Genomic DNA, 14267 nt, shown 5'->3' on the forward strand with positions numbered 1-14267 from the left:
TCAGGCCCGCTTCTTGTTGTAGACATCCAGGAACACCGCCGCGAGCAGCACGAGGCCCTTGATGACCTGCTGCCAGTCGATGCCGATCCCCAGGATCGACATGCCGTTGTTCATCACGCCCATGATGAAGGCCCCGATCACCGCGCCGGTCACCCGCCCCACCCCGCCCGATGCCGAGGCGCCGCCGATGAAGCAGGCCGCGATCACGTCGAGCTCGAAGGACAGTCCCGCCTTGGGGGTCGCGGTGTTCAGCCGCGCCGCGAAGATCAGCCCGGCGAGCGCCGCCAGCACGCCCATGTTGACGAAGGCGTAGAAGGTCAGCCGCTCGGTGTTGATGCCCGAGAGCTTGGCCGCCTTCTCGTTCCCGCCGATCGCGTATATGCGCCGGCCGACCGTCGTACGCATGGTCACGAAGGTGTAGAGGACGATCAGCGTGATCATGATCAGCAGGACGTTGGGAAAGCCCCGGTACGAGGCCAGAAGGTAGCCCAGCCAGACGATCACCCCCGCGATGACGGCGTTCTTCGCAAGGAAGAGGGCGAAGGGCTCCTGCTCGACTGCGTATCTCAGCTTTTTCGCCCGGCCGCGGGCGCTCATGAAGACCAGCGCCGCGGCGGCGGCGACCGCCAGCAGCAGCGAGGTCAGGTGGATGGGCGTCAGTCCCGCGAAGGCATCCCCGATGAAGCCGGAGCTCAGCCGCTGGAACTCCGCCGGGAAGGGACCCACCGACCGGCCGTCGAGCAGCGTCAGCGCCAGGCCGCGGAAGACCAGCATGCCCGCCAGGGTCACGATGAAGGACGGGACCTTGAAGAAGGCGACGCACGAGCCCTGGGCGGCGCCGATGGCGGCCCCGACGAGCAGGCTGAGGATCGTCACCGGCACGAAGTGCATGTCGTACTGGACCATCATCACTGCGGCCAGCGCCCCCACGAAGGCGACCACCGATCCCACGGAAAGGTCGATGTGCCCGGTCACGATGACCAGCAGCATCCCCAGCGCCATGATCACGATGTAGCTGTTCTGCAGGACGAGGTTCGTCAGGTTCAGCGGGTTCAGAAGCGTCCCGTCGGTCACGATCCCGAAGAAGGCCATGATGGCGATCAAAGCCATCAGGATCCCGTACTCGCGCAGGTGCCTCCGGGCGAAGGCGAAGGGCGCGGCCCGTTCCGGCTTCAGCGCCCCCTGGATTTCCGACGTCATGGAACCTTCTCCTCGCCCTTCATGATGGCGCGCATGATCTTTTCCTGAGTGGCCTCGGCTGCGGGCATCTCGGCGACGAAGCGCCCCTCGCTCATCACATAGATCCGGTCGCAGATGCCGAGCAGCTCGGGCATCTCCGACGAGATCACGACCACGGCCTTTCCGGCCGCGGCGAGCTGGTTGATGATGGTGTAGATCTCGTACTTGGCGCCCACGTCGATGCCACGGGTCGGCTCGTCCAGGAACAGGACCCGGGGCTCCGCGAAGAGCCACTTGCTCAGCACGACCTTCTGCTGGTTACCGCCGGACAGGTTGAGCGTCGTCTGGGACACGTCCGAGCACCGGATGTTCAGCCGCCGCCGGTAGTCGTTGGCGACCTCCAGCTCCCGCATCTCGTCGATCACGGAGCGGCTCGCCACGCCGTCGAGATTGGCCAGCGTGACGTTGTGGACGACATCCTCGTTCAGGATCAGCCCCAGGTGCTTGCGGTCCTCGGTGACGTAGGCGAGACCATTGCCGATCGCCCTGGGCACCGTGCCCAGATCGACCTCCCGCCCCTCGATGAACGCCTGTCCGCTGATCCGCCGCCCATAGGACCGGCCGAAGACGCTCATCGCGAACTCGGTCCGCCCCGCGCCCATCAGCCCCGCGATGCCCACGACCTCGCCTCGGCGCACCGCCATGTTCACGCCCTTGACCACCACCCGCTCTGCATCGAGCGGGTGGTGCGCCGTCCAGTCGCGGACCTCGAACAGCACCTCGCCGACCCTCGGCTGGCGGCGGGGATAGCGGTCCGCCAGCTCGCGCCCGACCATGCGGCGGATCACGTGGTCCTCGCTGACCGGCTCGGCCCGGCAATCCAGCGTCTCGACCGTCATGCCGTCGCGCAGCACGGTGACGGAATCCGCGACCCTGGAGACCTCGTTCAGCTTGTGGGAGATCAGGATCGAGGCGATGCCATGGGCCTTGAACTCCAGCAGCAGCGAAAGAAGGGCCTCGCTGTCGCTTTCGTTCAGGCTTGCGGTCGGCTCGTCCAGGATCAGGAGCCGGACCTCCTTGGACAGGGCCTTCGCGATCTCGACGAGCTGCTGCTTTCCGACTCCCAGGTCGCCGACCAGCGTCGCCGGGGATTCCCGGAGCCCCACCTTGCGCAGCAGCGCCCGCGTCCGTTCCGTCGCGGCGTCCCAGTCGATGATGCCGTAGCGGGCCGGTTCGTTGCCGAGGAAGATGTTCTCGGTGATCGAGAGCAGCGGAACCAGGGCAAGCTCCTGGTGGATGATGATGATGCCCGCGCTCTCGCTGTCGGCGATGCCGCGGAAGCGGCGCTCCTGGCCCTGGAAGTGGATCTCGCCGGTATAGGAGCCGTAGGGATAGACGCCGCTCAGGACCTTCATCAGGGTCGACTTGCCGGCGCCGTTCTCGCCGACCAGGGCATGGATCTCGCCCTCCCGGACCACGAGATTGACGTTGTCGAGCGCTCTCACGCCCGGAAACGTCTTCGTGATCCCCCGCATCTCCAGGATCGCGTTCATCGGCACCTCGGGTTGCGACCGATCCGGTGGATCCGGCCCGTTCGATACGGGCGGAAGCCCCGGACGCGGGGCTCCGCCGGGGCCGTCAGCGGATCTGCGCCTCCTTGTAGTAGCCGCTGTCCACGAGGACCTGCTTCCAGTTGGCCTTGTCGACGCTGACCGGCTTCAGCAGGTAGGCCGGCACGGTCTTCACGCCATTCTCGTAGGTCTTGGTGTCGTTCACCGGCACCTGGCCGCCGGACATCATGGCGTCCACCATCTCGGCGGTGACCTTGGCGAGCTCGCGCGTGTCCTTGAAGACAGTCGAGGTCTGCTCGCCGCGCAGGATCGCCTTGACCGAGGGCACCTCGGCGTCCTGGCCGGTGACCACGGGCATGGGCAGGTCGCTGCTTCCGTAGCCGACGCCCCTGAGCGACGAGATGATCCCGATGCTGAGCCCGTCATAGGGCGAGAGCACGGCGTGCAGCTTGCGGTTTCCGTAATAGGCGCTCAGCAGGTTATCCATGCGCGCCTGGGCAACGGCGCCGTCCCAGCGCAGGGTCGAGACCTTTTCCATGCCCAACTGCCCGCTCGGGACGACGAGCTTGCCGCTGTCGATGTAGGGCTTCAGCACCGACATGGCGCCGTTGTAGAAGAAGTAGGCGTTGTTGTCGTCCGGCGAGCCGCCGAACAGCTCGATGTTGAAGGGTCCCTTCCCTTCCTTGAGGCCCAGCGCCTGCTCGATGTAGCTCGCCTGCAGGACGCCGACCTGGAAGTTGTCGAAGGTCGCATAGTAGTCGACATGGGGTGAATTGCGGATCAGGCGGTCGTAGGCGATCACCTTGATCCCCTTGTCGGCCGCGTTCTTCAGCGCGTCGCTCAGCGTGGTGCCGTCGATCGCGGCGATCACCAGAACCTTGGCGCCCTTGGTGATCATGTTCTCGATCTGGGCGAGCTGGTTCGGGATGTCGTCCTCGGCGTACTGGAGATCGGTCCTGTAGCCCTTGTCCTTGAAGACTTTGACCATGTTGTTGCCGTCGTCGATCCAACGGGCCGAGGACTTCGTGGGCATGGAGATCGCGATCGTGCCCTTGTCCTGGGCCCGGGCCTGGGGCGTCAGGGTCACGAGCCCCACAGCCAGTGCGGCCAGCACGGATCTGGCCAGCAGTGATCTGGCCAGCACCGAGGTCACTGAGTTCACGGTTTCTCTCCCTTGTCGGTTATTGGCTCTGCGATCGAAGGCGCGCCGCCGCGGGCGCCTGCCTGCCGGGTCTTTGCCGGTCTCCATTGCTGGGGCGCAGGACAATCAGCGTCACTGCGGCCCGCATAACAGTCAAATGCGATTCAGGCTGGATCGCATGCCGCATTCGTTATGGTTCCGCCCTGCACGAATGCACGCTTCGGGCCGTGACTGGTCAGGATTCACGACAGGTCTTTCCAAGGCTTGGCGGCTTCTCTGAGACAGACCGGCGCCCTAGCCTCGGATCGTCGGGCGCACGGCGGATCCCGACGCCGGCAGGCCCGAACGGCGTGCCGGAACTCCAGCCCGCTGCAGTTTTCAAGACCGGCGAATTCTGTTTTCGGCCGTGCGCGCTTTATCGCGGCCGGGCCGCCCGCAAACAATCCGCTGCATGCTGCACCGCGGGAGCGATCCCGCGCGGGCGCATGGCTCCGGACCGGCTGGTCCTGCACCGGATGGCCCTGTCGCGCGCCAATCGAACTGGAAGAAGAAACGATGGATATCGGGGTTCCGTACCGCGATCTTGGATCGATCGATCTGGAGCCGCTTCTGAGCTACGTGGAGGGTCTGAGCGAGGAGGACTGGAGCCGCAATCCGCTGCGCCAGGAGCTGTTCGCGGACGGGGCGCATTCGGTGACGCAGGCGATCGTGTTCAAGCACGAATGGCATCCCGGGGCCAATTCGGTGCACTACGCCTATGTCGAGGACCTGATCCACGCCTGGGGGCTGCAGAAGGGCATCGACCCGAGCCCGTTCATGCCGCTCGAGCGCGAGGACACGGACCTGGGCCCGGTCTATGCCTATCCCGACTGGTTCGCCCTGCGCGCGGTGGTCGAGCCGGTGGTCGAGCGCGCGATCGCGAAGCTGCGCACGCCGCACGGCGTGGTCACCCGCGTCGCCCTGGTGCGCCTGCAGCCCGGCGGCAAGGTCAAGCCCCATGTCGACGGCCAGCCCATGGCCGCGCGCGCCCACCGCCTGCACATTCCGCTGATCGTGCCGCCCAACGTCGTCTACCTCGTCGGCGAGCGCAAGTTCTCCATGGTCCGCGGCCATGTCTACGACTTCAACAACCGCTGGAAGCACGCCGTCCGCCACGAGGGCAAGAGGCCCCGCGTCAACCTCTTCGTCGACTACTACCCCAACCCCGGACTCGCCATCCGGCCCTTCCACGAGCTCGGACCCATGTTCGCAACGACCAGGGCCAGACGCGTCGGCTGAGCAGACGGCACATCGCCAGGAAACCCCGAGGACCGGGTCGCGGCACATCGCTGCGGTGCGGTCCAGTGCTTGCGGGCGCCCGGCTGATCCTCCACTATCGGCGCCGGGCTGTGGCGACGGCATCGTATCGGACAGAGTATCTCGGGCCGCGGCGGTGCGCCGGGAGCGGCCTTAGAAGACCAGGAACGCGCGGGAATCCTCATTTATGCCGTCAGCTACGCCGACCGAATGCCAGCTTCCGAGCAGGCTCGGGGACTTCGAAACGCTTGGGGCGGCGCTGGACTATGCAGCCCAAGGGCAGCGGGGGCTCAATTTCTATTCCGGACGCGCGGAGCTGCTGGAGAGCCTGGGCTTCGGGCAGCTCCGCACGCAGGCGCGTGCACTGGCCGGCCGGATGCTGCGGGCGGGGTTCTCGAAGGGGGAGCGGATCGCGCTGATCGCCGAGACGGACGGCGATTTCGTCCGCGCCTTCTTCGCCTGCATTTACGCAGGGCTCGTCCCCGCGCCGATGCCGCTCCCCATGGCCTTCGGCGGCCGCAGCGTCTATGTCGAGCACATCCGGGGCATGCTCACCGCCGCAGGTGTCTCCGGCGTGCTGGCGCCCCCGGTGCTCGCCGAGTGGATCGCCGAGGCGACGGAGGAACTGGGGCTGCGCGCCGTCGGCGACCTGACCGTCTTCGGCGGGGGCGAGCCCGACGAGACGGCGCTTCCTGCCCTCGATCCCGATGACGTGGCCTACATCCAGTTCTCGTCGGGCAGCACGCGCTTCCCGCTCGGGGTCACGGTGACCCACCGCGCGCTGCTGAGCAATGTGCGCGCCATCGCGCGGCACGGGCTGCACCTGCGCCCCGGCGACCGCTGCGTGTCCTGGCTTCCCTTCTATCACGACATGGGGCTGGTCGGCTTCCTGCTGACCCCCGTCGCGACCCAGGTCTCGGCGGACTACCTGCCGACTCGCGAGTTCGCGCGCCGCCCCCTGACGTGGCTGACGCTGATCTCGCGCAGCCGGGCCACGGTCTCCTACGGCCCCGGCTTCGGCTATCAGCTCGCCTCGCGCCGCGCAGCCGGGCTGGCGCCCGGGACGCTCGACCTGTCGTCCTGGCGCGCCGCGGGCATCGGCGGCGACATGATCCGCCCCGACATCCTGGCCGGCTTCTCTGAGACCTTCGCGCCCTTCGGCTTCGATTCCCGCGCCTTCGTGCCGAGCTACGGCATGGCGGAGGCGACGCTGGCGATCAGCTTCGCGCCGCTCGACCGAGGCGTCGAGGTGGACCGGGTCGACATCGACCGCCTCGAGCGCGAGCATCTGGCCGCGGCCCCGGCCGACGGGACGGCGCGCAGCCGCGACTTCGTCCTGTGCGGGCCGCCGCTGCCGGGCCACGACATCGAGATCCGCGATGCCGAAGGCCGGTCCCTGGGCGAGCGGCAGGTCGGGCGCATCTTCGTCCGCGGCCCCAGCCTGATGCGGGATTACTGGGATCGGCCGGACGAGACGCACCGCGTCCTGTCGGCCGAGGGCTGGCTCGACACCGGTGATCTCGGCTACCAGATCGGAGGGTCGCTGGTGATCACGGGCCGGGCCAAGGACCTGATCATCGTCAACGGGCGCAACATCTGGCCCCAGGACCTGGAATGGAGCGCCGAGCGCCTGGACGGGCTGCGCAGCGGCGACGCCGCGGCCTTCTCGATCGACGACGGCACCGCCGAGCGGATCATCGTGCTCGTCCAGTGCCGGCCGCTCGACCCCGAGGCCCGCGGGGCCCTGCAGTCGGCCGTCTCGGGAGCCCTGAGGGCGGAACACGGCGCGGAGGCCGAGATCGTCCTGGTGCCGCCGCACAGCCTTCCCCAGACATCGTCGGGCAAGCTTGCCCGCAGCCGGGCGCGGCAGCTCTTCCTGGCCGGGAGCTTCGGAGAGGTCCGGTGAGGCGCCTTGCGGCGGTAACGGGCGGCACGGGCTTCCTCGGCCGCGCGGTGGTCGCCGCCCTGCTCCGGCGCGGGTGGCGTGTCCGCCTCCTCGTCCGCCGCCAGCGCGGCCAGCTCGCAGCGCCCGAGCATGAGCTCGAGCTGGTCTTCGGCGACCTCGACGACGCGGACGCGCTGCGCCGCCTCATGCGCGGGGCCGATGCCGTCGTGCATGCGGCAGGCCTTGTCAAGGCGCGCGGCCGCTCCGACTTCATGGCGGTGAACGCGGCCGGCAGCGGAAAGGTCGCCGCGGCGCTCGCCGCCGCCGCACCCGCGGCGCGCCTCGTCCACGTCTCCACCATGGCGGCCCGGGAACCCCATTTGTCTGATTATGCCGCCAGCAAGCGCGCGGGCGAGGTCGAGGCAGTCTCAGCCTGCGGCGGCGCGCCCTGGGTGATCGTCCGCCCGCCTGCGGTCTATGGTCCCTGGGACAGCGAGACGCTGCGGGTCTTCCGCGCCGCACGAGGGCCGGTGGTTCCCATCTTCCACGGACCGGACTCCCGGGTCTGCCTGATCCATGTCGACGACGCGGCCGAAGCGGTCGCTGCGCTCTGCGCGGGCGGCCCGTCCGGCCGGACCTTCGAGGTCACCGATGCCCGGCGCGAGGGTTACCCGTGGCGTACCGTGGCCGAGGAGGCCATCCGCGCGGTGGGTGGCACGGCGCGCTTGGTGACGGTTCCGCGCCCGCTGATCCAGGCCGCGGGAAGCGCCCTGGGCGCCATCGGGCGGCTTCTCGGCGCGAGCCCATTCCTGACCTCGGGAAAGGCCCGCGAGATCCTGCACCCGGATTGGTCCTCGGCCGCCGACCGGCAGCCTCCCGCCGGGCTCTGGGAGCCGCGGGTGCCGCTGCCCCAGGGCTTTGCCGAAACCGTGCGCTGGTATCGAGATGCGCAGTGGCTATAGACAGCCCTCCGCCGGGCCGCAGCACATCGGCCACACCCGCGCTCTCTTTTGCCACGGTCGGTTTAGACCGGTTGAAGGTATTTGATCGGTCCTATTACATTCTCGTTAAGCCAAAGCCGCTTGCCGGCCCCGACGAACCCGCCCTTTCACGGCCCGCAACCCAGACGCCCCGCATGAATGCGCAGCACCAAGTCGCCGAGATCATCGTCGAGATGATTAGCAGCCTCCCCCAGGCCCCGCGTGAGGTCAGCCTCGACACCAACATCGCTCGTGATCTCGGTCTCGACTCGCTCGCGGTCATGAATTTCGTGATGGCCATCGAGGACCGGTTCGACGTCTCGGTCCCCATGGACAAGCTGGCCGAAGTCGAGACGATCCGCGACCTCGCCGACGTCATCACGGACCTCAAGGGGCGGTGAGTCGAAAGACATGAGCATCCTCAACAAGTTCAAGCCCCTCCAGGCCTCCTACGACGCGCTTCGCGCCGCCGGCGGCGACCCCTTCTCCGTGTGCTTCGACGAAGTCCTGTCGCCGAGCGAGGCCCTGTCGAAGGGCAAGCGGATGATCCTGCTCGGCACCAACAACTACCTGGGCCTGACCTTCGACCCCGCGAGCATCGACAAGGCGGTCGAGGCCGTCCGCGCGGCCGGCACCGGCACCACGGGATCGCGGATCGCCAACGGGACCTACGGCGACCATGCCGAGCTCGAGCGGCGTTTGGCGACCTTCTACGGCCGCCGTTCGGCAATGCTGTTCTCGACGGGCTACCAGGCCAATCTCGGAATCCTGTCGACCATCGCCGGTCGGGGCGATCACATCCTGATCGACGCCGACAGCCATGCCAGCATCTACGACGGGTGCAGGCTCGGCCATGCCGAGGTCATCCGCTTCCGTCACAACGATCCCAAGGACCTCGCGCGTCGCCTGCGCCGGCTGCGGGACGTGCCGGGCGACCGCCTGATCGTCGTCGAGGGCATCTACAGCATGCTGGGCGACACGGCCCCGCTGAAGGAGATCGCCGCGGTCAAGCGCGACTGGGGCGCCTACCTGCTGGTGGACGAGGCCCACTCGATGGGCGTTCTCGGCTCCGGTGGGCGTGGTCTGTCCCAGGCCACCGGGGTCGAGGACGATGTCGATTTCATCGTCGGCACCTTCAGCAAGAGCCTCGGTGCCGTCGGCGGCTTCTGCGTGTCCAACCTGCCGGACTTCGACGTGCTGCGGGTGGCCTGCCGGCCCTACATGTTCACGGCGTCGCTGCCGCCCTCGGTGGTCGCCTCCGTTCTCCAGGCGCTGACCCGCATCGAGTCGGATTCGGCGCTGCGCGACCGGCTGCACATGAACGCCAACCGGCTCTATGACGGGCTGACGGCGGAAGGCTTCATCCTGGGGCCGCAGCCGAACCCCATCGTGTCGATCCGGATGCCCTCGACCGAGATCGCGATCGCCTTCTGGAACGCGCTGCTCGATGCCGGGATCTACCTGAACCTGGCGCTGCCGCCCGCGACGCCCGACAACTATCCCCTGCTGCGGTCAAGCGTCAGCGCGGCCCACCGCCCCGACCAGATCGACGAGGCGATCTCGGCGATCACCAGCATCGGCCAGAGCCTGGGCGTCATCGAGCCGCCGGCGCGGCGCGCGGTGCGCTGAACCCGGCCACACTGGGGCCTTGCGCCCCCGTGTGGCCTTCTCCCGGCTCAGCGGATGACGCCGTCCCGATAGAGGCGCCAGAGCAGCGCAGGTGCCGCGAGCAGCGGGTGCCGGCGCTGCCATGGCGTGACGGCGATGGGCCGGCCGGCGTGCCGCTCCAGCTTCCACAGAATGTAGTCGACGCCGTTCTCGAAGGTGAAAGCCGCCTTCGCCAGCCGCATCAGGTTTAGCAGCTTGCCGGCGCGACGCCGCAGCCGCCAGCCGCGCAGCGCCCGCCCGCGCGCGGCGACCTGCGGACGGATTCGTCCGTCGGGCTCCGCCGCGAAGCGGACGCCCGCCGCCTCCAGCGCTGCGGGCAGCAGGCCGTCATAGCGCTCCGCGGCCCAGCCGTAGATCAGATCCGGACGGTTGCCGCGCTCGGCGCGCAGCTCGGCGCCGTATGTGCTGCGGAATAGGCCCGTCCAGTAGCCCGCAGGCGATGCCGCGTCGGGCCCGAGGCGGACCGCCCAGCCCGCAGCGGCGGCAAGCGCCGCGGCGATCGCATCGACCACGAATGCGCTGGCCGCCTCGTCCCGGGCATGGACCAGGGCCACGGGCTGGCAGAAGCGCGCCCAGATCGTGGTGTCGATGCCGTCGCCGCGCACGGCACGCGCGAAGGCGCGGGTTTCCATCACGGCCACCTTGGCGCGCAGCACGCCGCCGTCCCACGGGACCTCGAGATAGGAGACCGAGGGGGGCAGCAGCGCATTCAGCAGGGCCGGCCAGAAGCGGCCGTGATAGGTCCGCAGCGAGTCCGTGAGCACATAGAAGTCGAGCAGGCCGCTGGTGTCGCCGGTGCGCAGGCAGGAGCCGTAGAAGAGGATCGCCGCGACGCTCGCCCCGTGGCGGTCGAGGATCGCGGAGCCAACCGCCCGGGCGGCGTCCGGCGCGGGATCCGCCAGCTCGGCTGCGACCAGCGCGGCGAGCCGCCCGGTCAAGGGGCCACGATCCCGATCCGGCGCTCGGCCGTCAGGCGGATCCCGGCCGCACCGGGATCGTACAGCTCGCCGTCGACCACGAAGGGCTGGGCGAAGTCGAGATCCAGCGCGTCCGCCCGGCCGCTGGCATAGCCCGCCTCGGCCATCCACGGCCGCGGCCGGCCGCGCAGCACGGGCAGGAGCGCGGCCATCAAGCGCCGCGGCGGCGCCGCGATGTCGAGCCAGCGGAGCGGGCCACTTCCCTCGCCCCAGAAGGGCCGGAGGCCGAGCATCAGCCGGTCGAGCGTCGTCGCCAGCGTCACGAAATGGCTGCCGCCGCGTACGGGCCCGCCATCCACTGAAAGCTCCAGCGGCTCGCCGGCCAGAAGGGCGTTCCGGTCGGACCCGAAGAGCACCTTCGCCAGCATCCCCGCGATGCTGAACGCGACCGCGGCGCCGTTGTTGATCCCTGCAGCATGCACATGGCTGTAGGCGAGCCTGGTCCCTGCCGCGAAGCCGGCGGCACCGAACAGGAAGCCGCTGAGCCGGCGCGCCGACCCGTCGCGCCAGGTGACGTCCAGCATCGGCAGCTCGACCCGGGACAGCCGGCCGGCGCGGGCGGCCTGCTCCAGCCGCGCGAGTCCCTCGGCACCGACGCCGGAGCCGAGGCCCGCGCCGTGGAGGGCGCGGGCCAGCAGGTTGGTCCGCCCGGCCGGCAGCAGGGCGAGATCCGGCAGCGACTCGCCATAGGCCTGCGGCAGCGCGGTGAGGACCTCGCGGATGGTGCCGTCGCCGCCGCTGACGGCGATCACCCCGACCTCCCTGCGACGGAAATCGGACAGCGCCTCGGCCAGCTCCTGCTGGGTGCGGGGCTGCGCGTGCGGCACGTCGCCGTTGCCGGCGCAATGGCCGGCAAGGCCGCCCTTGCGGTTGCGCAAGCTGCGCGGATTGCTGACGACCCCGATGCGCATCAGCGCGCCAGCCAGGACGCGATCGGCCCGTGGCGCCGCGCGATGAAGGCCTGGACGATCTGGACCGTGTGCACCAGCAGCGAGGCCGCGGTCCACCACGCCACGGCAAGCATGCCGAGATCGGGGCGACCGGCCAGCGCGCCGACCGTCAGCAGGAGCAGGTTCGGATTGCGCCGCGCCGTGATCAGGCGGAACCAGCTGTCGAAGCGCCGCCAGATGTGGATCTCGATCCCGAACAGGGCAATGAACAGCCCTTCCTGCAGCCGCTGCAGGACGTAGCCCGCCACGACGACGCCAAGGACAAGCCAGGTCTGTTCCAGCGGCAGCCCCACGGCCGACAGGCCGACCATCCAGGCCCAGTACCAGAAGGGCGGGTGCACCAGGTCGATGCCGTGGTCGAAGACGTTGCCGAGCTTGGTCGAGGTCAGCGTCACGCGGGCGAGCTTGCCGTCCACGGTGTCGAGGAAGGTCATACCCCAGGCCATGGCCAAGCCAGGCAGGAACCAGCCGTGCCAGAAGGCCGCCATGGCCAGGATCACCAGGACTAGGCTGAGCCACGTCACCGCGTTGGGGGTGATCCCGTGCTCGGCGCACCAGCGCGTGACCCGGAGCGCGGGCGCCGGCCAGACGTATTTGGTGACGAGGTCGGTGACGCCCTTGTAGGAGCCCGCGAACATGCGGCGCTCGACCGCGGGCAGGGAGCCCTCGTCGAGGGGCAGCAGGTACGGCGCCTCGCGCTTGCGCAGGGCGTTGTTGTAGGCGGTGCTGAGCGTGCCCGGCGTGACGGTGCGCAGCCCGGCCGGCACGGGACCGCCGGCGGCCAGCAGCTCCGCCGCTGCCGCGGCCTGTCCGGGGCCGACGATGGCGGCCACGGGGCGCCCGTCCTCCCCCGTCAGGACGGTATCTGCCGCGCGCGCGAGGTCGGCGATCAGCACGGCGTCGAAGACGTGGTCGTCTCGGACCAGCAGATGCCGCCGGCCGGTCTGCACCAGGCCGTCCCATGGCCGGATGTCGGTCACGCCGGCGCGTGCGAGGGATCGGCGCAGCCGTTCGGCGGAGCTCATCCCCCACAGGCGCAGGCTGCTGGACCCGAGGATCCGCGCGACCGGGGCCGACGCGGACTCGACAGCGGCCGCCGCATCGGTCAATGCATGCTCGGCAGTCCCGTTCACCAGCCCCTCGCCTCGTCCATGCGGCAGATCCTGAGCTTCGCCCACTTCTCCGATCCCCACCTGCCGCTGCCATCCGGCCGTCCGGGACGCCTGCGCGATCTCGCCGGCAAGCGGTTGTTAGGGTACCTCTCCTGGCGGCGCAAGCGACACGGTGTCCACCGGCCGGACGTCCTGGCCGCACTGCTTGCCGACATGTCGGGACATGCCCTCGACCACGTCGTCGTGACAGGGGACCTCGTCAACATCGCCCTGCCCGATGAATTCGAACGCGCGCGCGCCTGGCTCGAGCAGCTGGGGACGCCCGACGGCGTCTCGGTCGTTCCCGGAAACCACGATGCGACGGTCGCCATGCCGTGGCAGACCGGCATCGGGTTGTGGCAGCCCTGGATGGAGAGCGACGGCGGCGGTGCCGGATTCCCTTTCGTGCGGGTGCGCGGGCCGGTCGCCTTCATCGGGGTGTCCACGGCCGTGCCCAGCCCGCCGCTGCTGGCCATCGGCACGGTCGGACGCGACCAGGCGGCGCGCCTCGCCGAGGCGCTCGACAGGGCGGGCCGGGACGGGCTGTTCCGCGTGGTGCTGATGCATCATCCCCCGATGATGATCCACGGCACCGCCCGGACGGCGCTCACGGACCGGCGCGAGGTCCAGGCCGTCCTGCGGCGTTGTGGGGCCGAACTCGTGCTGCACGGGCACCATCATCGCGAGCATCTCGGCTACCTGCCGGGCCCCGGCGACGCCGCGATCCCCGTCATCGGGGTTCCCTCGGCCTCGGCCGCCGCGCACGGCCATACCCAGCCGGCCCGCTGGATCCGCTTCACGGTGGCGGGGCTGGAGGGCGGCTGGCACCTCGGCGCGGAGGTCCGGGGCTTTGTCGAGGGAGGCTTCCAGACCACCTCGCGCTTCGCCATCGGCTACGAGGCGCGTGCGGCCGCCTGACGGACAGCGCTCGGCATTGCCTGGGTTCCGGGGCGGGCTTAGGGTGGAAGCGCCGCATGTAAAGCGGATGGAGACCATGACCAACGCGACGATGCGGAAATTCGGTCACCCGCAGACCCTGGTCGCCGAGACGGCGCACTGGTCGGTCCTGGTGCGGCCGCAGCAAGTGACGCTGGGATCCCTGGTCCTGGCCTGCCGGGAACCCGTCAGGGCCTTCGGCGAGGTCAGCCCCGGAGCTTTCGCCGAGCTGCAGCCCGTCGTCTCGGCGTTGGAAGCGCTGCTGAGCGGATTTGTCGCGTACGAGCGCATCAACTATCTGATGCTGATGATGGTCGACCCGGATGTCCACTTCCACGTGATCCCGCGCTACCAGGGCACGCGCAGCTTCGAGGGAACGGCGTTCCCCGATGCCGGCTGGCCCGCGCAGCCGGCGCTGGGCTCCGCCGTCGAGCCCGCGCCCGAGATGCTGGACCGCATCGTTGCGGCCCTGCGCGGACGCTGGGCCGGGCCCGGCGCGCAAGCGCAGGCATGACCGGGCCCAGCCCGCAGAC

At 69.6% G+C, this 14267-nt stretch carries 13 protein-coding genes; 7 read left to right on the plus strand and 6 right to left on the minus strand.

Annotated features, from left to right (window positions below; genetic code table 11):
* From mmsB to chvE, 3 genes are all read right to left on the minus strand, one after another.
* Entirely contained in the window at positions 1-1200 is a 1200-nt protein-coding gene (mmsB, locus tag JUB13_RS02690; RefSeq protein ID WP_207476989.1) for a multiple monosaccharide ABC transporter permease, read from the minus strand.
* Positions 1197-2732, minus strand: a complete 1536-nt coding sequence (gene mmsA / locus JUB13_RS02695) for a multiple monosaccharide ABC transporter ATP-binding protein (protein ID WP_207476990.1) — start codon at positions 2730-2732, stop codon at positions 1197-1199. Before mmsA ends, mmsB begins: the two co-directional genes overlap by 4 nt.
* Positions 2733-2817: 85 nt before the next feature.
* Positions 2818-3912 (minus strand): multiple monosaccharide ABC transporter substrate-binding protein, encoded by a 1095-nt coding sequence (chvE, locus tag JUB13_RS02700; protein WP_328702846.1) that lies wholly within the window; start codon positions 3910-3912, stop codon positions 2818-2820.
* Between the two features lie 534 nt (positions 3913-4446).
* On the opposite strand from chvE, the gene JUB13_RS02705 reads away from it, so the two are divergent.
* The 5 genes from JUB13_RS02705 (at position 4447) to spt (ending at position 9681) form a co-directional block, all read left to right on the plus strand.
* Positions 4447-5169, plus strand: a complete 723-nt coding sequence (locus tag JUB13_RS02705) for an aspartyl/asparaginyl beta-hydroxylase domain-containing protein (RefSeq protein ID WP_207476992.1) — start codon at positions 4447-4449, stop codon at positions 5167-5169.
* A 205-nt stretch (positions 5170-5374) separates the two neighbouring features.
* Complete coding sequence (locus JUB13_RS02710; protein WP_207476993.1) at positions 5375-7093, plus strand: fatty acyl-AMP ligase; 1719 nt, start codon at positions 5375-5377, stop codon at positions 7091-7093.
* Positions 7090-8034, plus strand: a complete 945-nt coding sequence (locus JUB13_RS02715) for an NAD-dependent epimerase/dehydratase family protein (protein WP_207476994.1) — start codon at positions 7090-7092, stop codon at positions 8032-8034. The genes JUB13_RS02710 and JUB13_RS02715 overlap by 4 nt, the downstream gene beginning before the upstream one ends.
* 173 nt (positions 8035-8207) lie before the next feature.
* Positions 8208-8453 carry an acyl carrier protein gene (locus JUB13_RS02720; RefSeq protein ID WP_207476996.1) on the plus strand — a complete coding sequence of 82 codons (246 nt, stop codon included), beginning with the start codon at positions 8208-8210 and terminating at the stop codon, positions 8451-8453.
* 10 nt (positions 8454-8463) lie between these two features.
* Complete coding sequence (gene spt, locus JUB13_RS02725; RefSeq protein WP_207476998.1) at positions 8464-9681, plus strand: serine palmitoyltransferase; 1218 nt, start codon at positions 8464-8466, stop codon at positions 9679-9681.
* A gap of 47 nt (positions 9682-9728) precedes the next feature.
* Here spt and JUB13_RS02730 read toward each other — a convergent pair whose 3' ends face one another.
* The 3 genes from JUB13_RS02730 to JUB13_RS02740 are packed head-to-tail and all read right to left on the minus strand — an operon-like array spanning position 9729 to position 12780.
* On the minus strand, positions 9729-10658 hold the full coding sequence (locus JUB13_RS02730) for a hypothetical protein (protein WP_207477000.1): 930 nt from the start codon (positions 10656-10658) through the stop codon (positions 9729-9731).
* Positions 10655-11608: a diacylglycerol kinase family protein gene (locus tag JUB13_RS02735; RefSeq protein ID WP_207477002.1), complete on the minus strand. Its 954-nt coding sequence runs from the start codon at positions 11606-11608 to the stop codon at positions 10655-10657. Before JUB13_RS02735 ends, JUB13_RS02730 begins: the two co-directional genes overlap by 4 nt.
* Positions 11608-12780: a CDP-alcohol phosphatidyltransferase family protein gene (locus tag JUB13_RS02740; RefSeq protein WP_328702847.1), complete on the minus strand. Its 1173-nt coding sequence runs from the start codon at positions 12778-12780 to the stop codon at positions 11608-11610. Before JUB13_RS02740 ends, JUB13_RS02735 begins: the two co-directional genes overlap by 1 nt.
* On the opposite strand from JUB13_RS02740, the gene JUB13_RS02745 reads away from it, so the two are divergent.
* On the plus strand, positions 12760-13716 hold the full coding sequence (locus JUB13_RS02745) for a metallophosphoesterase family protein (RefSeq protein ID WP_207477005.1): 957 nt from the start codon (positions 12760-12762) through the stop codon (positions 13714-13716). The genes JUB13_RS02740 and JUB13_RS02745 overlap by 21 nt on opposite strands.
* Before the next feature lie 76 nt (positions 13717-13792).
* Entirely contained in the window at positions 13793-14248 is a 456-nt protein-coding gene (locus JUB13_RS02750; RefSeq protein WP_236024662.1) for an HIT family protein, read from the plus strand.
* Positions 14249-14267 lie beyond the last annotated feature (19 nt).

It is taken from the genome of Arenibaculum pallidiluteum (genome assembly GCF_017355985.1).
Lineage (GTDB): Bacteria > Pseudomonadota > Alphaproteobacteria > Azospirillales > Azospirillaceae > Arenibaculum > Arenibaculum pallidiluteum.